This window comes from Ruegeria sp. S263 (assembly GCF_056780525.1).
On the sequence record NZ_CM165558.1, the window covers coordinates 1,400,023 to 1,416,769 of the forward strand.

General features: G+C 58.3%; 15 protein-coding genes. 10 read left to right on the top strand and 5 right to left on the bottom strand.

Annotated features, from left to right (window positions below; genetic code table 11):
• Window positions 1-54 precede the first annotated feature (54 nt).
• Window positions 55-432 (top strand): rhodanese-like domain-containing protein, encoded by a 378-nt coding sequence (locus tag ACT2B1_RS07015; protein WP_481668832.1) that lies wholly within the window; start codon window positions 55-57, stop codon window positions 430-432.
• A 27-nt stretch (window positions 433-459) separates the two neighbouring features.
• On the opposite strand, the gene ACT2B1_RS07020 is transcribed toward ACT2B1_RS07015, so the two are convergent.
• Entirely contained in the window at window positions 460-1,218 is a 759-nt protein-coding gene (locus ACT2B1_RS07020) for an alpha/beta fold hydrolase (RefSeq protein ID WP_171240022.1), read from the bottom strand.
• A 91-nt stretch (window positions 1,219-1,309) separates the two neighbouring features.
• Here ACT2B1_RS07020 and ACT2B1_RS07025 point away from each other — a divergent pair, with 91 nt between their 5' ends.
• On the top strand, window positions 1,310-1,684 hold the full coding sequence (locus tag ACT2B1_RS07025; protein ID WP_171240023.1) for a hypothetical protein: 375 nt from the start codon (window positions 1,310-1,312) through the stop codon (window positions 1,682-1,684).
• Between the two features lie 47 nt (window positions 1,685-1,731).
• Here ACT2B1_RS07025 and glyA read toward each other — a convergent pair whose 3' ends face one another.
• Window positions 1,732-3,027, bottom strand: a complete 1,296-nt coding sequence (glyA, locus tag ACT2B1_RS07030) for a serine hydroxymethyltransferase (RefSeq protein ID WP_171240024.1) — start codon at window positions 3,025-3,027, stop codon at window positions 1,732-1,734.
• A 167-nt stretch (window positions 3,028-3,194) separates the two neighbouring features.
• Between glyA and ACT2B1_RS07035 the strand changes: the two genes are divergently transcribed.
• On the top strand, window positions 3,195-3,956 hold the full coding sequence (locus ACT2B1_RS07035; RefSeq protein ID WP_171121981.1) for an NAD kinase: 762 nt from the start codon (window positions 3,195-3,197) through the stop codon (window positions 3,954-3,956).
• A gap of 258 nt (window positions 3,957-4,214) precedes the next feature.
• On the opposite strand, the gene ACT2B1_RS07040 is transcribed toward ACT2B1_RS07035, so the two are convergent.
• From ACT2B1_RS07040 to ACT2B1_RS07050, 3 genes are all read right to left on the bottom strand, one after another.
• Entirely contained in the window at window positions 4,215-5,654 is a 1,440-nt protein-coding gene (locus tag ACT2B1_RS07040; protein WP_481668833.1) for an amidase family protein, read from the bottom strand.
• 95 nt (window positions 5,655-5,749) lie between these two features.
• Complete coding sequence (prpE, locus tag ACT2B1_RS07045; RefSeq protein ID WP_481668834.1) at window positions 5,750-7,639, bottom strand: propionate-CoA ligase PrpE; 1,890 nt, start codon at window positions 7,637-7,639, stop codon at window positions 5,750-5,752.
• Between the two features lie 255 nt (window positions 7,640-7,894).
• Window positions 7,895-10,168, bottom strand: a complete 2,274-nt coding sequence (locus ACT2B1_RS07050; protein WP_171121984.1) for an NADP-dependent malic enzyme — start codon at window positions 10,166-10,168, stop codon at window positions 7,895-7,897.
• Between the two features lie 187 nt (window positions 10,169-10,355).
• Here ACT2B1_RS07050 and ACT2B1_RS07055 point away from each other — a divergent pair, with 187 nt between their 5' ends.
• From ACT2B1_RS07055 to upp, 7 genes are all read left to right on the top strand, one after another.
• Window positions 10,356-11,054, top strand: a complete 699-nt coding sequence (locus ACT2B1_RS07055; RefSeq protein WP_171121985.1) for a hypothetical protein — start codon at window positions 10,356-10,358, stop codon at window positions 11,052-11,054.
• Window positions 11,023-12,120, top strand: a complete 1,098-nt coding sequence (locus tag ACT2B1_RS07060) for a cupin domain-containing protein (RefSeq protein WP_171210871.1) — start codon at window positions 11,023-11,025, stop codon at window positions 12,118-12,120. The genes ACT2B1_RS07055 and ACT2B1_RS07060 overlap by 32 nt, the downstream gene beginning before the upstream one ends.
• 102 nt (window positions 12,121-12,222) lie before the next feature.
• Window positions 12,223-12,615, top strand: coding sequence for a cytidine deaminase (locus ACT2B1_RS07065; RefSeq protein WP_171240028.1), 393 nt, complete (start codon window positions 12,223-12,225; stop codon window positions 12,613-12,615).
• 4 nt (window positions 12,616-12,619) lie between these two features.
• The gene (locus ACT2B1_RS07070) at window positions 12,620-13,927 is read left to right on the top strand and encodes a thymidine phosphorylase (RefSeq protein WP_481668835.1); all 1,308 of its coding nucleotides are present in this window, start codon (window positions 12,620-12,622) and stop codon (window positions 13,925-13,927) included.
• A complete protein-coding gene (locus ACT2B1_RS07075) occupies window positions 13,924-15,135 on the top strand; it encodes a phosphopentomutase (RefSeq protein WP_481668836.1) in 1,212 nt (403 codons plus the stop codon). The genes ACT2B1_RS07070 and ACT2B1_RS07075 overlap by 4 nt, the downstream gene beginning before the upstream one ends.
• The gene (locus ACT2B1_RS07080; protein ID WP_171240030.1) at window positions 15,132-16,118 is read left to right on the top strand and encodes an adenosine deaminase; all 987 of its coding nucleotides are present in this window, start codon (window positions 15,132-15,134) and stop codon (window positions 16,116-16,118) included. Before ACT2B1_RS07075 ends, ACT2B1_RS07080 begins: the two co-directional genes overlap by 4 nt.
• Entirely contained in the window at window positions 16,115-16,747 is a 633-nt protein-coding gene (gene upp / locus ACT2B1_RS07085) for a uracil phosphoribosyltransferase (protein ID WP_171125460.1), read from the top strand. Before ACT2B1_RS07080 ends, upp begins: the two co-directional genes overlap by 4 nt.

Here is a 16,747-nt window from a genome sequence, read left to right on the forward strand (position 1 = left end):
ACCTTCCAGTTTTTGCATGTTAGCATCCCATGACAACCAACAGGAGGGTGCGACATGCCCGTGACCGTCAAGGAAATGATGGAGGCTGCAAACGCTGCCGTCGAGCGTATCGATATGGAAAAGGCGAAAGATGTGTTGGGCAAGGGTGGCCTTTTGCTGGACATCCGTGATGCGGCCGAGGTTCACAAAACGGGTCGGGCCAAGGGCGCGCACCACATCCCTCGAGGGATGCTCGAATTTCGCGCCGATGACGCGCTTCAGTCGCACGACCCCGAGCTGAAAAAGGATCGCCCGATCGTGCTGTATTGCGCATCAGGCGGACGCGCCGCCCTTGCCGGCAAGCTGCTAAAGGATATGGGCTATGATAAGGTTTATAATCTTGGCGGGTTGAATGATTGGGTGAACGCCGGCGGCGAAACCTCTGAAAGTTAAGCGCAAAGCTGTAATTCGCGCAGCGACTTAAGCGTTGAGAAAAGCCCTGACTGCGGCTTCGAATTCGCGGGGTTTTTCAGCGTGTAGCCAATGCCCCGCACCGGGAATTTTGGCGAAGCGCGCAGCGGGAAACAACGCGCGAATTCTGTCGCGATGCTCCGGAAGCACATAATCCGAACTGCCGCCGGACAGAAACAAGGCTGGTCCCGCCCAATGTGCGTTCAGATCAGGAAAGCTCATGATCTTTGGCATCTCAGACGCCAATACATCCAGATTAAGAAGCCAGCGTTGTCCCTTGATATCCAAGGATTGTGTGAAAAATCTCTGCAGGGCTTTTTCGACGCCATGTAGCGCCAACTGTTGTTCCGCGTCCGAGCGTCGTTCAACCTTGGACAAGTCGACTGCGCGCATTGCTTCGATGAATTGGATTTGGCTGTGCGTGTAGGTGACAGGCGCAATGTCTGCGACCACCAGTTTGCGCACACTTTCACCGTATAAAAGGGCCAAGGCCATGGCCGCCTTTCCCCCCATGGAATGCCCGACAACATCGGCGGTGCCGTCAAAATGCGCGATCACCTCAGCAAGGTCGCGGGCCAAATCTGGATAGTCATGATGGTCTGTCCACATGCTGTTCGCGTGGTTGCGCATGTCTACGGCAACAACCTGCCGTTCATCGGACAAGCGCCGGGCGATGACGCCCCAATTCCGGGCCGAGCCATATAGCCCATGCGCGATAATCAGCGGTGGGTTTTCGGTGGGTTCGCCATGTACAATCGTGTTCAGCATGACCGTGTGATACCCGGCGCGAATTGAAACGACCAGCCCCATTGTCGCAGGGAAGCAGCCCAGATAAAGTGCCGCATCAGGAGAAACGCGTATGCAAAAGACCGTCGATATCCAAACCCAGATCGCGCAGACCGTGCAACTGTTGCGCGACAAGTTGGGTGTCCATGGCAAGACGCTGACAGAGTCTGTCAAAAAAGCAAAGCGGCAGCTTCCCCGCCGGATTTTCAAGCAGGCCATGTTGCTGGCGCAAGCTGAACAAATGGCGGCTCATCCCAAGCTGAGGCTGGTGTTGGACACACCAAAACTGGCCAGGGCATCGGAAGAGGTGCAGAAACACTTGGGGGGCATAAATCTTGCCGACCGGCGCATGGGGTGGTTTCTAGGGATGCTGAGCAGCTTGGCCTTTAACCTGCTTGTCCTGTCTGCCCTGCTCTTGGCGTTCCTGCGGTGGCAAGGGTTTATCTAAAAACGGCGCCCTATGGACGCCGTTTAACTGTTTGAAATCGAACAGACTTACAGGTTCGGGTAGATCGGGAAGCGAGCGCAAAGCTCGGCCACTTCAGCCTTGACCTTGGCTTCGACCTCACCGTTGCCGTCTTCGCCGTTGGCGGCCAGACCGTCGACCACTTCGATGATCCAATCCGCGATCTGACGGAACTCGCCCTCGCCAAAGCCACGGGTAGTTCCGGCGGGCGAGCCAAGGCGAATGCCCGACGTAATGGTTGGCTTTTCGGGGTCGAACGGCACGCCGTTCTTGTTGCAGGTAATATGCGCCCGGCCCAGGGCTTTCTCTGTCGCGTTGCCCTTCACACCTTTGGGGCGTAGATCTACCAGAACCACATGGGTGTCGGTGCCATGTGTAACCGTGTCCAGACCGCCTTTGATCAGTTGATCCGACAACGCCTGCGCGTTGTTGACCACGTTCTGGATGTAGGTCTTAAACTCGGGGCGCAGGGCCTCTCCGAACGCGACGGCTTTGCCTGCGATGACATGCATCAGCGGTCCGCCCTGAATGCCGGGGAAGATGGCCGAGTTCACTTTCTTGGCGATCGCCTCGTCATTGGTCAGGATCATGCCGCCGCGCGGGCCGCGCAAAGTTTTGTGGGTGGTGGTGGTCGCCACATGCGCGTGCGGGAAGGGGCTGGGATGCTCACCCGCAGCAACCAGACCGGCAAAGTGGGCCATGTCCACATGCAGGTAAGCGCCGACCATATCCGCAATCTCGCGCATGGGGGCAAAGTCGATCTGACGTGGTATGGCAGAACCGCCCGCGATGATCAGCTTGGGCTGATGCTCTTTCGCTAGTGCCTCGACTTGATCGTAGTCCAGCATGTTGTCTTGCTGGCGCACACCGTACTGAACGGCGTTGAACCACTTGCCCGACTGGTTCGGGCGTGCGCCGTGGGTCAGGTGACCGCCTGCGTCCAAGCTCATGCCCAGAATGGTGTCGCCGGGTTGGATCAGCGCCTGGAATACACCTTGGTTGGCTTGACTGCCCGAGTTGGGCTGGACGTTGGCGAACTCACAGCCAAAAAGCTGTTTGGCGCGGTCAATAGCCAGATTTTCGGCGATGTCGACGAATTGGCAGCCGCCATAGTAACGACGCCCGGGATAGCCCTCGGCGTATTTGTTGGTCATGACCGAGCCCTGCGCTTCCATTACGGCGGAAGAGACAATGTTCTCGGATGCGATCAGTTCGATCTCGTCGCGCTGACGGCCCAGTTCGGACGTGATCGAGCCGAACAACTCGGGATCACGGTCCGCAAGTGACTGGGTGAAAAATCCGGTATCACGAAGATTGGCGTTCATGGGGGCTCCACATTCTGGGGGTAATTCTTGCGGATTTCCTATCGGAAACCGATCTGGCGCAAAAGGCTTAAAGCGACGAATTGGCCTGCTGCGGCGTCAAGTCTGGCCTATCGGGGAAAGGTATGCTTGTTTCGGAACCAAATGTGCAAGACCGGAAACCACAACAGATGATTCAGAGAATCGCCTTTCTCGCCAGCGATGTTAAGGTGGCGCAATCCGCCCGCGATAAACTGGTCAAGCGGTATGGAAACGCCGCGCCGCGCGATGCCGACGTCGTTGTTGCGCTGGGCGGGGATGGCTTCATGCTGCACACGCTGCACAATATGCAGCATCTTGACACCCCGGTTTACGGCATGAACCGCGGAACAATCGGTTTTTTGATGAACGAGTTTCACGAAACCGATCTGCTGGATCGCCTTGCCGCCGCCGAAGAAGAGGTCATCAACCCGTTGGCCATGCGCGCAATGGACCAATCCGGTAAACTGCACGAGGCATTGGCGATTAACGAGGTCTCGTTGTTGCGGGCCGGTCCTCAGGCCGCGCGGCTGAAGATCAGTGTGGATGGCCGCGTTCGTATGGATGAATTGGTCTGCGACGGGGCGTTGCTGTCAACGCCTGCCGGGTCAACGGCGTATAATTATTCTGCTCACGGTCCGATCTTGCCCATCGGCTCGGATGTTTTGGCTTTGACGGCGATCGCGGCCTTCAGGCCCCGTCGCTGGCGTGGGGCGTTGCTGCCCAAGATAGCCAAGGTGCGATTCGATGTGCTGGATGCCGACAAGCGACCCGTTATGGCGGACGCGGATTCTGTATCTTTCCCCGATATAGACTGGGTCGAAATACGGTCCGAGCCGTCCATACAGCACCGTATTCTGTTCGACCCCGGTCACGGCCTTGAAGAGCGCCTGATCTCAGAGCAATTCACATAATCTTCCTGTTAGTCGTTTTTTTTGACTTGTGTGAACCAGTTCACAGGAGTTGGATTAATGTTGGATTAACCTGAACTTGCCCGAAGAACACACCAAGGTGGGAGTGAGTGGCCGCCAACGGTGTTTTCGAATTGAATGCGCATTTTTCGCGCTGGCGGGGGTAGGTGGTGCTACGCTCGTTATCGGATCTCCGGGCATATTTTAGCAAGCGGACCCCGGGCACAAAAACCCGGGGTCTATTTTGTTCTGAACGCTTGTTTACGCGGATGCGCTCATCTTGTCCCAAAGTGGCAGGCACATTTGACCGACACGCGATTCGATCGCGGCGGCAGCATCCACCGACATGTCTTCGCGCCAGCGAGGGGCCGCGATCTGTACGTTAATAGGCTGCGGCCCTTGGGGAAGATTTGCCAAAAGCGCGGGAACGCTGGCGGCAGGCAGGCCGAGGAAATTCATTGCATAGGAATAGACGGCGCAGCCCAAAACCTCATGCACGCCTTCCGCGCCTTCCGTGTCGCGATCGGGTTTGAAAAACGGCTGGGGCAAAAACGGAGAAAGCACCAGCGGGTAGTTCTGCATGAAAAGCGACCATTCACGGGCGTAGTGGCTGCGTTTGGCCAGCATCTCGATCAGGTCTGTTCCGGTGATCGGTGGGAACTCCTGAAAGTAGACCTCGAAGATATCGCGAATGGTCTGCGACCCGGCCGCCTCAATATCGCTTTTCAACAGGGTCAGAACTTCGCCCATCAGGGCGCGATACCCGCCGCGGCCGCATTCGAATACATCCGGGGGTGCGATTTCTTCGACGTGATAACCTGCGTCAACCAGCGCGTCTCGGGCAATGTCCAGGGCCCGGTCGACTTCGGGGTGCAGTGCGTATCCGAATGTGTCCTTCGTAAACGCGACTTTGATCGGTCCTTCGTCGGCTGGGCCGCGCCATGGCATCGGTACATGGAAGGGGTCATGCGGGTCAGGTGCGATCAGGCTGGGCATCGAAAGATGCAGATCCGCCGCCGAGCGCGTGATCAGCCCCTGCACCGACATCGACTGTGCCAGCAATCCCCGTTCGGTCTTTTGGCTGGGATTCCATGCAGGAACACGCTCGAGCCCCGGTTTAACCGTCACCGCGCCGTTTGCAGCAGCTGGAAATCGCAGGCTGCCGCCGATGTCATTGCCATGAGCCAGCGCGCCGATCCCTGCCATCACTGCAGCCCCGGCGCCACCGGACGACCCTCCGGGCGAGATGTGGCGGCCCCATGGGTTATTCGTTCGCCCGTGGAGTTCGTTATCCGTATCCGCCCGGAATGAGAATTCAGGCGTGTTCGTGCGCCCTATGACGATGGCCCCTGCATTCTGAAGGTTGCGAACAACCGGTGCATCAGCGGAGGCGATCACATTCTTCAGCGCGACAACCCCGTTCGAGGTTGCGTGGCCCTTTTGATCGACGTTGATCTTGATCGTCACCGGGACACCATGCAGCGGCCCGGGTTCAGCGCCATTGGCCACGGCCTTGTCCAGATTACGGGCACGGGTCAGCGCCTCGTCGCTCAGGTCCTCGACCACGGCGTTCAGGTCGGGGTTCACCTGTTGCATCCGGTCCAGGGATGATTTCACGGCGTCTTCCGCGCTGATGTCCTTGTTGCGGGTCAGGGCGGTCAGATCGGTGGCGTTCAGACGCCAGATGTCGCTTGATGTCATAGGGCCTCACTGTCTTGATCAGACAGTAGAGGCCCGGTCATGGGTTGCAAGAAAAAGCCGGGGCTGAGGGCGACGCGCTGACGCCCTCAGTCCGGTTACTGGGCGTAGCCGATTGATTTCAGCGCGTCCGTGATCTCATCCAGAATGGCGGGATCGTCGATCGTTGCGGGCATCTTGTAATCTTTGCTGTCCGCGATCGACACCATCGTCCCGCGCAGGATCTTGCCCGAGCGGGTCTTGGGCAGACGATCTACCACCACGGCTTGTTTGAACGCCGCGACAGGGCCGATCTTTTCGCGGACCAGTTTGACCACGTCTTGCACGACTTCACCGTGATCGCGGTCGCAACCGGCATTCAGGCACAGGAACCCCACGGGCATTTGCCCTTTCAACTGATCAGTCACGCCAATGACTGCACATTCGGCCACATCGGGGTGGGCGGCCAGAACCTCTTCCATCCCGCCGGTGGACAGGCGGTGCCCCGCGACGTTGATCACGTCATCGGTACGGGCCATGATGTAGAGGTATCCTTCCTCATCAATCATTCCCGCATCGCCGGTCTCATAATAACCGGGGAACAGGTTGAGGTATGAGCTTTTGAACCGTTCCTCTGCGTTCCAAAGCGTCGGCAATGTGCCGGGGGGGAGGGGAAGCTTGACCGTGATCGCACCCAGTTCACCAGGTTTCATCGGGTGGCCGCCTTCATCCAGAATCTGAACGTCGTAGCCCGGCATGGGTTTTGCCGGAGATCCCAGCTTGATCGCCAGTTCCTCAATCCCCAGAGGGTTGCCAGCGATGGTCCACCCCGTTTCGGTTTGCCACCAGTGGTCGATGACCGGGACTTTCAAAGCCTCCTGCGCCCATTCGATTGTGTCAGGGTCCGCACGTTCACCTGCAAGGAACAAAGCGCGTAGGCTGGACAGGTCGTATTTCGAAATCAGCTCTCCCTTTGGGTCCTCGCGCTTGACTGCTCGGATGGCGGTCGGGGCGGTGAAGAAGCTTTTGACCTTGTGTTCAGCTATCACGCGCCAGAATGTGCCAGCATCCGGGGTGCCAACCGGCTTGCCTTCGAATACAATGGTGGTGTTCCCGTGGATCAGCGGCGCATAGCAGATATAGGAATGCCCCACGACCCAACCGACGTCAGAGGCTGCCCAGAACACATCGCCGGGATCGACGTCATAAATGTTCTTCATCGTCCAGTTCAGCGCGACCAGATGACCGGCGGTCGGACGCACGACGCCCTTGGGGGATCCGGTGGTGCCTGATGTGTACAGAATATATGCGGGATCATTGCCGTCTACGGGAACGCATTCCGCCGGTTCGACGCCGTATTGAAATCCGTGCCAGTTGAAATCGCGCCCTTCAATCAGTTGCGCGACTTCCTGTTCGCGTTGAAAAATAACGCAAAAGTCAGGTTTGTGGCTGGCCAGATCAATGGCACCGTCCAGAAGGGGTTTGTAATGCACGACGCGCCCCGGCTCCATCCCGCATGAGGCCGCAATGATGGCCTTGGGCTTGGCGTCGTCGATCCGTACCGCCAGTTCGTTACTTGCAAACCCGCCAAACACCACGGAATGCACGGCACCCAGGCGAGCGCAGGCCAGCATTGCCTCAAGCGCCTCGGGGATCATCGGCATATAGATGATAACCCGGTCGCCCTTTTCGATTCCCTTGGCGCGCAAAGCCCCCGCAAGGTTTGCCACGCGATTGCGGAGTTCGACATAGGAAATCTCACGCTTGGTGTGGGTGATCGGGCTGTCGTAGATGATCGCGGTCTGTTCGCCTCGGCCATTTTCGACATGCCGGTCCACCGCATTCCAGCAGGTATTTACCTTGGCATCCGAAAACCACTCATAAAGAGGCGCCTTGTCGTCAAACAGAGCTTTGGTCGGTGGCTGGACCCAGTCTATCCCTTTGGCGGCTTCCATCCAGAAGGCCTCTGGATCGGATTTCCAGCTATCGTAAACGTCCTGATATGCCACAGTGGTTTCCTCCGAAAATTCCCTGTGCCGTTGTTAGGGGCGCAGGGGGCGACACACAAGCAACCGCTGTGACGGGGCGTCACTTTACCGCAAAACATTTGCAGATGAGCGCTTTTTTGGCTGCAAATTTTTGCAAATTCGCCGTGTTTAGCGGGTTTATGGGCGGACATAGGCCGCATTTGCAAATCTGCAAACCATTGCGTGCAAATAGCGGCAGAATCAGGCCGGGCATCTGAAAGGATGCCCGGCGCCGTCCTATCCGTAATGCGCGACCGGAGTGCCCGCGATGGCCGCCATGTTCAGCAACCCGCGCGCCGTGATCGAGGGTGTCACGATATGTGCCTTGTTGCCCATCCCCATCAGGATCGGGCCAACCTCAAGCCCATCGGCCTTCATCTTAAGGATATTGCGGACCCCGCTGGCCGCGTCTGCATGGGCGAATATCAGAACGTTGGCTGCCCCTTGAAGGCGCGAATTCGGAAAAATCCGCGAACGCAATTCTGGGTCCAGTGCCAAGTCCAGGTTCATCTCGCCTTCGTAGGTGAAATCACGCGGTTTCGAGTCAAGCATCTCCAGCGCGGCGCGCAGGCGTTTTCCGGATCCTTCCGCCTGATTGCCGAACTGTGACTGCGAACAGAACGCGATCTTGGGCTCCAGACCGAACCGTCGCACATGGCGGGCTGCGCCAATGGTCGTTTCGGCCAGCTCTTCGGGTGTTGGCAACTGTCTTACATGCGTATCGGCGATGAACAGGGGGCCGTCCTCGAGAACCATCAGCGAAAGCGCCCCATGAGGCCGCAGGTCGCCGTCATCCAGAACCTGCTGCACATAATTCAGATGCCAGCGATATTCGCCGAACGTGCCGCAGATCATGCTGTCAGCCTCGCCGCGTTGTACCATGATGGCGGCAATCGCGGTGTTGTTCGTCCGCATGATCGCTTTGGCAAGGTCTGGCGTTACGCCCCGACGCTGCATGATATTATGGTACGAGTTCCAGTAGTCATAGTATCGAGGATCGTTTTCCGGGTTCACAATCTGGAAGTCCTCGCCGGGACGCACGGTCAGGCCCAGACGTTCACATCGTGCGTCGATCACATCGGGACGTCCGATCAGGATCGGGGTCTCTGTGGTTTCCTCAAGGATAGCTTGGGCTGCGCGCAGGACACGTTCGTCCTCGCCCTCGGCAAACACGATGCGGCGGGACGCAGCGGCAGCGGCCTCGAAGACGGGGCGCATGATGAGGGCGGATTTAAAGACGGTCTGATTCAGCCGCTCTTTATATGCCTCGATGTCTGTGATGGGGCGTTTGGCGACCCCGCTTTCCATTGCTGCCTTGGCCACTGACGAGGACACAACACCCACCAACCGGGGGTCAAACGGCTTGGGAATCAGATAGTCGGGGCCAAAGGTTAGCTGTTCCCCCTTATATGCAGCGGCTGCTTCGGCGCTGGTTGTGGCGCGGGCCATCTCTGCAATCCCGTCTACACAAGCGATCTGCATTTCATCGTTGATCTCGGTCGCCCCTACGTCCAGAGCGCCGCGGAAGATGAACGGAAAGCACAGGACGTTATTGACCTGATTTGGGAAATCGCTGCGACCGGTGGCAATGATTGCGTCGGGAACAACTTCGCGCGCTGCATCGGGCAGAATCTCGGGCGTTGGGTTGGCCAGTGCGAAAATGATCGGACGGCTGGCCATTTTTGCCACCATTTCAGGTTTCAGCACGTTTGGTCCGCTGAGACCCAGAAACAGGTCCGCCTCGCCGATTACGTCATCCAACGTTCGCAGGTCGGATTTCTGCGCGAACTGGTCCTTATGCGGGTTCATATCTTCGGCGCGGCCTTCGTAGACCAGCCCGTGAATGTCGCACAGCCAGATATTCTCGCGCTTGACGCCCAGCTTGACCAACATACTGAGACAGGCAATCCCGGCGGCACCGCCACCGGTTGAAACCACCTTGATATCTTCGAATTTCTTACCAGCCACGTGCAGAGCGTTTTTGGCGGCGGCCCCAACAACGATCGCGGTGCCGTGCTGGTCGTCGTGGAACACGGGGATATTCATCCGTTCCCGGCACAGCTTTTCGACGATGAAACAGTCCGGTGCCTTGATGTCTTCCAGATTGATCGCACCAAATGTCGGCTCTAGCGCGCAAACGATTTCGGCCAGCTTTTCTGGGTCGGGCTGGTCCACCTCGATGTCGAAACAGTCAATCCCGGCAAATTTCTTGAACAGGACGGCCTTACCTTCCATCACGGGCTTCGAGGCAAGCGCACCGATATTCCCCAGCCCCAATACTGCGGTGCCGTTGGATACGACGGCCACCAGGTTACCGCGCGCTGTGTAAAGTTCTGCATTGGCGGCATCCGCTTTGATTTCAAGGCTGGCTTCGGCCACACCGGGTGAGTAGGCGCGGGCTAGGTCGCGGCCGTTCGCCATCGGCTTGGTGGCCTTGATCTCAAGCTTTCCGGGCTTTGGATGGGCGTGATAGTCAAGCGCGGCCTGCCGCAGGCTAGGTGAGTCAGACATCGGCGATTCATCTCCCTTCCGAAATTTAGTTGAGGGTTAAACTATTTTTTTCGGAATGGCTACGCTACGTCAATCTGCAACAATGATGTAACCATGTTGAGAGCGCTTGGTTGAAATCTGTCATAAAGTGTTTAATTTCCCGCCACTGCGAAAACATCGCGAACGTATGGGGCACTGAAGGTCATTCATGAGCTATAAAGACGAATTTCAGGCGGAAAGTGTATTTCCATCAGAAAAGATGCTCTTCGGTGCCAAGCGAATTGCGTTTTGGGGTGCGATCGCATTGGGCGCAGTGATTTTGCTCGTGGGTATTATATGGCCCGTGCAGACATCGACCCTGAATCAGGAAGGCGGTTTGATCGAGACCGTTTCCGCAATGGGGCTTTTTGCTGCTGGATTGGCTGCGTTCTACCGTTTCCCGGGCCTAAGTCGCATGTATATCGGTCTTGTCTGCCTGCTTTTGGCGGAACGAGAGCTTGAGTCCGACATCTACCCCGTCGGCAGTTTGCCGTTCGAGATTTTGAACGGGCTGGATGCCGTTCTTGATATCACGGCCGTTCGCGTGGTTTTGGGGCTGATTGTTCTATTCGGTTTGATCCGGCACGGCATTCCGAACGGGTGGCGCGCGCTGCGCGGTCGGGCATCGTTTATGGTGATGTTTGTGGTGGCGGGGCTCTTTGCGGTTTTGGCGCAAGGGCTGGAAGAAGTGTCGTACATGTTCCGGCATGATTTTTCTGGTGTCATGATGGTGCGGTTCTTTGTGTTGGAAGAAACGCTTGAGATGTTCTTTTCGATTGGCATTCTGGCCGCTGTTCTGATCGGATGGCCCAAAGCCGAAATCGAAGAGACCTTAAATGACCGAGAACCCCAACCAGATCCACGCTGAGATTCGCCTGCCGACGCAGGAGTTGCGCGACGACATCCCCTTTTTTACCAAGGTTCTAGGGATGCGGATGGACATGATCTATCCTGCTGACGATCCGCGTGTCGCAGTTTTCTCGGGTCATGGGTTGCGACTTCGGATTGAAAAAGATGCACCGGAAAGTCCCGGCACTCTGCGTATTCTGACGGATGATCCTGACGGATTTGCTGATGGTCAGCGCGCTTTGATCGCCCCGAACGGTACGCGGGTTGAGATTGATGAACTCAACCCTCCGATGGTGATGCCGGATACCGTTCATTCATTTGTGGTGCGGCGGCTCAAAGATCAGGCGCCGTGGATTATCGGACGTGCCGGGATGCATTACCGCGATCTGGTGCCTGACCGTTTGGGCGGGTCGATCATCGCCAGCCATATCCGGATACCGGATGGTGGGCCGGTGCCAGACATGGTGCATTTCCACAAGGTCGGGTTCCAATTAATCTTCTGCATCCACGGCTGGGTGGACGTGGTTTATGAGGATCAGGGTGACAAGATGCGCCTGACGGCGGGCGATTGCTTTATCCAGCCGCCTGAAATCCGTCATCGCGTGCTCGAAGCGTCGGACAATGTGCAGGTAATCGAGATCGGTGTGCCAGCCGAGCATGTAACCGAGATTGATCACGACATGACCCTTCCCACTCCGCACCTTCGTCCCGATCGGGAATGGCAGGGCCAAAAGTTCGTCTTTAACCAGGCCGCGGGTGCGGAGTGGGGGGCATTCCGGCTGCCGGGCTATGTTTGCCGGGATACAACGATCGCCGAAAACACCAAGGGTGTGGCCGGGGTGCAGGTGGTACGCAAGGGTCAGGGCGAACCAGCTTGGGCAACGCACGATACTGATATTCACTTTACATTTGTCATGAACGGCCAAGTCACCCTTGAGGGCGAAGGACGCGATCCGTACCGGCTGGAGCAGGGGGATGCTTTTGTCATCCCACCCGGAATGCTTACCCGACTGGCCGACCCGTCAGAGGACGTCGAACTGTTGGAGGTCACGCTGCCGGGTGTCTTCAACACGATACTGGACTAAGCGATTTGGTTCAGGAAATCTGTGCTTGGGGCTTCAATTCCCCGAGTGCTTTCCGGTAGTGTGTAAGTTTCTGACCAGATGATCAAAAATTGGGGAATCGCCATGACGTTGAAAGACACAGCACTTTCGGTTCGGGAAAACGCATACGCGCCCTACTCCAAATTCAAGGTCGGTGCGGCGATCCGGTCGGCCTCGGGTCAGGTATATGCCGGGTGCAATGTCGAAAACGTGGCCTACCCCGAAGGAACCTGTGCCGAAGCCGGAGCGATCGCTGCCATGGTCGCCGCGGGCGAACAGGACTTGACCGAAGTGTATGTTGTGGCCTCGTCCCCTCAGCCTGTGCCGCCTTGCGGGGGATGCAGGCAAAAGCTGGCGGAATTCGGCAAGCGCGACGTCAAGGTGACATTGGCCAGCGTGGACGGCGCGGAGTTGGTGACAACGATCGGTGACCTGTTACCCGGCGCGTTCGACGCATCGCACATGGAGGATGTCTGACCGCATGGATGCCCGCTCGATTATTGCAAAATTGCGCCGGTCCGAGGTTCCAACGGCCGCCGAGCTGAACTGGTTTGCACAGGGTCTAGCGGATGGCGGGGTTAGTGACGCGCAGGCCGGGGCCTTTGCCATGGCCGTCTGCATGGGCGGTCTGGGTGCGCAGGGGCGGGCTGATCTGACGGTCGCAATGCGCGACAGCGGCGAGGTCCTGATATGGGATGTCGACGGACCGGTGATCGACAAACACTCGACCGGGGGTGTGGGCGACAGCGTCAGTCTGGTGCTGGCCCCGGCGCTGGCCGAGTTGGGCGCTTATGTTCCGATGATCTCGGGACGTGGGCTGGGCCATACCGGGGGAACCCTGGATAAGTTGGAAGCAATTCCCGGCGTTTCAACGCAAATCGGGCAGGATCGGCTGGCCCAGATTTTGCGCGATGAAGGTGCGGCCATTGTTGGCGCGACGGGGCAGATCGCCCCGGCGGACAAACGGCTTTATGCAATCCGTGATGTTACTGCGACAGTGGAAAGCCTTGATCTGATTACAGCGTCGATCCTGTCCAAGAAACTGGCGGCCAGTCCGGATGCTCTGGTACTGGACGTCAAGGTTGGCAGCGGCGCGTTCATGAAAACGCATGAAGACGCGCGCAATCTGGCCACGGCATTGACCGAGACAGCCAATGCCGCTGGGTGCCGGACGTCGGCCGTGATTACGGATATGAACCAGCCCTTGGCCCCGGCATTGGGAAATGCCTTGGAAATCTGTGAGGTCATGAAGGTTCTGACCAGTGGGCAGAATGTGCCTCTGGCCGAGATTTCGGCCGAGTTGGGCGGTGTCCTGCTGGTTGATGCCGGGATGGTTTCAACACTGGATGAAGGGCGCGACAAGGTCTCTGAGGTTATCCGCAATGGCCGCGCGGCAGAGCGGTTCGGGCGCATGATGGCTGCAGTTGGTGGGCCACTGCACTTTGTCGAAAACTGGTCGCGTTACTTGCCCGAAGCCAGCGTTATTCTCGAGGTTCCAGCACCTTCCAGCGGATATGTAACGGCAATGGATGGCGAGGCGCTGGGCCTTGCCGTTGTTGCGCTGGGCGGTGGCCGACAGGTCGAGGATGACGTGATCGACCCGGCTGTTGGCATTTCCGATATCGTGCGACTGGGCGACAAGATTGACAAGGGCGCGCCCCTGGCTGTGATCCACGCCGCCCGTGAGGATGCAGCGCGTCAAGCCGCGCAATCGGTCTTGCACGCGATCAGTCTTGGCCCTGAAAGCCCGTCGCTTCCGGGCATCGTGCATGAAAGGATCACAGCATGAGCCGTGCATTTCTGGTCGTCATGGATTCGGTTGGCATTGGCGGGGCACCGGACGCGGATCGGTTCTTTAACGGTGATATGCCGGATACCGGGGCAAACACGCTGGCCCATATCGCGCAGGCCTGCGCCGAGGGGCGGGCCGAGGAGGGGCGGTCTGGTCCGCTGCGCGTGCCAAATTTAGACGCTTTGGGGTTGGGGGCGGCCACCCGGCTGGCCTCAGGCGATGAAACGCCGGGATTGCAGGCCGAACCAATCGGTCTTTGGGGGTGCGCGCGTGAACATTCGCGGGGCAAGGATACACCGTCAGGGCATTGGGAATTGGCAGGTCTGCCCGTGCCGTGGGACTGGCACTATTTTCCTGACACGACTCCCAGCTTTCCCAATGATCTGAGCCGTGCCGCTGCACAAGCGGCTGGAACAGAAGGGATTTTGGGCGATTGCCATGCCTCTGGCACAGCGATCATCGCGGAATTGGGGGCCGAAAATATGCGAACCGGTTGGCCGATTTGCTATACGTCGGCAGATAGCGTCTTTCAGATCGCCGCCCATGAAGAAAGTTTTGGTCTTGAGCGTCTGTTGGACATGTGCCGGGCACTTGCCCCTCGGTTGCACGAAATGAAAGTTGGGCGTGTGATCGCTCGTCCTTTCGTCGGCTCACCGGACACAGGCTTTACGCGGACAACCAATCGCAAGGACTTTGCCATCCTACCGCCCGCGCCGGTTCTGACGAATTGGGTGCAGGACGCGGGGCGGCGGGTTCATGCGGTTGGCAAGATCGGCGACATCTTCTCGATGCGGGGGATTGATACGCTGCGCAAGGGCTCGGATGCGGAACTGATGGGGCACCTGTCCGATCTGGTGGACGAGGCCGAAGAGGGAAGTCTGACCTTCGCCAATTTCGTCGAGTTCGACAGCCTTTTTGGCCACCGCCGGGACGTCAGCGGCTATGCCCGTGCGTTGGAATGGTTTGATCGTGAGATCGGCGCCCTTCTTTTGCGCCTGCGCCCCGGAGATATGACGCTGTTGACCGCAGATCACGGAAATGATCCAAGCTGGATCGGAACGGACCACACTCGTGAACAAGTGCCGGTGCTGATCGCCGGACTAGGCGCGGGTGAAATCGGAGCCGTCAATTTCGCTGATATCGCCGCAAGCATTGCGACCCATTTGAACATTCCGGCCCAAGGGCCGGGACGGAGTTTTCTATGACCGTAGCAGACCTGCCAAAGATCGAACTGCATCTGCATCACGAAGGCGCGGCCCCGCCTGCCTTTATTCGCCAGCTGGCGCACGAAAAGCGCATCGACCTGAGTGGAATTTTCAAGCCGGACGGCAGCTATGATTTCCGGGACTTCGCGCATTTCCTCAGCGTGTATGAGGCCGCCTGCGAAGTGCTGAAATCGCCCGAGGATTTTCGGCGGCTGACGCTTGCGATCTTGGAGGAAAGCGTGGCGAACGGGGTCGTCTATTCGGAAACATTTCTAAGCCCGGATTTCTGTGGCGGCGGTGACCTGCACGCCTGGCGCGACTATCTGAATGCCATTCAGGACGCGGCCGATGAAGCCGAACGGAAATACGATATCACCCTGCGCGGTGTTGTCACCTGTGTGCGCCATTTCGGGGCGGAGCAGGCCAAGGTCAGCGCCCGGTGTGCTGCGGAAACTGCGGGGCACTGGATCACCGGCTTTGGAATGGGCGGCAACGAATCCGTCGGCACGCAGGGGGATTACAAGTGGGCCTTTGATTGCGCACGCGAGGCCGGGCTGCGCCTGACCACACATGCGGGGGAATTTGGCGGCCCCGAAAGCGTCAGGGACGCCATCCGGGAGCTGGGCGTGGAGCGTGTCGGCCATGGGGTTCGCGCGTCCGAAGACCCGGATCTTGTACACGAACTGGTGGATCGCGAGGTAACGCTTGAGGTCTGCCCCGGCTCGAACGTGGTTCTGGGGCTTTTCCCCGAGTTTGCAGCCCACCCGATAGCAAATCTGCGCGACGCTGGTGTCAAAGTCACGGTTTCAACCGACGATCCCCCGTTTTTCCATACCACAATGCGACGCGAATATGAGATGCTGGCCAAAGCTTTCGGCTGGACAGCCGACGATTTTGCAGCCCTGAATGAAACGGCCCTGACTGCGGCCTTTTGCGATGAAGAGACCCGTGAGCGGGTCAAGAAAAGACTGGAGAGATCATGAGCGAACACCTGACCGTCGTCGACCACCCGCTGGTTCAGCACAAACTGACGCTCATGCGGGACAAGGGCACATCGACCGCCGTTTTTCGGCAGTTGCTACGCGAGATTACACTGCTGCTGGCCTATGAGATCACGCGCGAAATGCCTCTGACCACCCGGCACATCGAAACCCCGATGGAGGAGATGGACGCCCCGATTCTCGCAGGTAAGAAAATGGCGCTTGTGTCCATTCTGCGGGCTGGCAACGGGATGCTGGATGGCGTGTTGGAACTGGTCCCCTCGGCCCGTGTGGGGTTTGTGGGGCTGTACCGGGATGAAGAAACGCTGAAACCTGTTCAGTACTATTTCAAAGCGCCCGAAGGTTTGAAAGACCGCCTTGTCATCGCTGTCGACCCGATGCTGGCCACGGGCAACAGCTCGGCTGCTGCGATCGACCTGCTGAAAGAGGCTGGTGCCACCGATATCCGGTTCTTGTGCCTGTTGGCTGCCCCTGAGGGCGTCGCGCGTATGAAAGAGGCGCACCCCGATGTGCACATCGTGACTGCCTCGCTGGACCGAGAACTGAACTCCAAAGGCTACATCATGCCGGGCCTTGGCGACGCCGGGGATCGGATGTTCGGAACCAAATAA

Excerpts from the sequence above, each read along its gene's own strand:
- ACT2B1_RS07015 (WP_481668832.1), top strand. The coding sequence starts at position 55 with ATGCCCGTGACCGTCAAGGAAATGATGGAGGCTGCAAACGCTGCCGTC.
- ACT2B1_RS07020 (WP_171240022.1), bottom strand. The coding sequence starts at position 1,218 with ATGCTGAACACGATTGTACATGGCGAACCCACCGAAAACCCACCGCTG.
- ACT2B1_RS07025 (WP_171240023.1), top strand. The coding sequence starts at position 1,310 with ATGCAAAAGACCGTCGATATCCAAACCCAGATCGCGCAGACCGTGCAA.
- glyA (WP_171240024.1), bottom strand. The coding sequence starts at position 3,027 with ATGAACGCCAATCTTCGTGATACCGGATTTTTCACCCAGTCACTTGCG.
- ACT2B1_RS07035 (WP_171121981.1), top strand. The coding sequence starts at position 3,195 with ATGATTCAGAGAATCGCCTTTCTCGCCAGCGATGTTAAGGTGGCGCAA.
- ACT2B1_RS07040 (WP_481668833.1), bottom strand. The coding sequence starts at position 5,654 with ATGACATCAAGCGACATCTGGCGTCTGAACGCCACCGATCTGACCGCC.
- ACT2B1_RS07050 (WP_171121984.1), bottom strand. The coding sequence starts at position 10,168 with ATGTCTGACTCACCTAGCCTGCGGCAGGCCGCGCTTGACTATCACGCC.
- ACT2B1_RS07055 (WP_171121985.1), top strand. The coding sequence starts at position 10,356 with ATGAGCTATAAAGACGAATTTCAGGCGGAAAGTGTATTTCCATCAGAA.
- ACT2B1_RS07060 (WP_171210871.1), top strand. The coding sequence starts at position 11,023 with ATGACCGAGAACCCCAACCAGATCCACGCTGAGATTCGCCTGCCGACG.
- ACT2B1_RS07065 (WP_171240028.1), top strand. The coding sequence starts at position 12,223 with ATGACGTTGAAAGACACAGCACTTTCGGTTCGGGAAAACGCATACGCG.
- ACT2B1_RS07070 (WP_481668835.1), top strand. The coding sequence starts at position 12,620 with ATGGATGCCCGCTCGATTATTGCAAAATTGCGCCGGTCCGAGGTTCCA.
- ACT2B1_RS07075 (WP_481668836.1), top strand. The coding sequence starts at position 13,924 with ATGAGCCGTGCATTTCTGGTCGTCATGGATTCGGTTGGCATTGGCGGG.
- ACT2B1_RS07080 (WP_171240030.1), top strand. The coding sequence starts at position 15,132 with ATGACCGTAGCAGACCTGCCAAAGATCGAACTGCATCTGCATCACGAA.
- upp (WP_171125460.1), top strand. The coding sequence starts at position 16,115 with ATGAGCGAACACCTGACCGTCGTCGACCACCCGCTGGTTCAGCACAAA.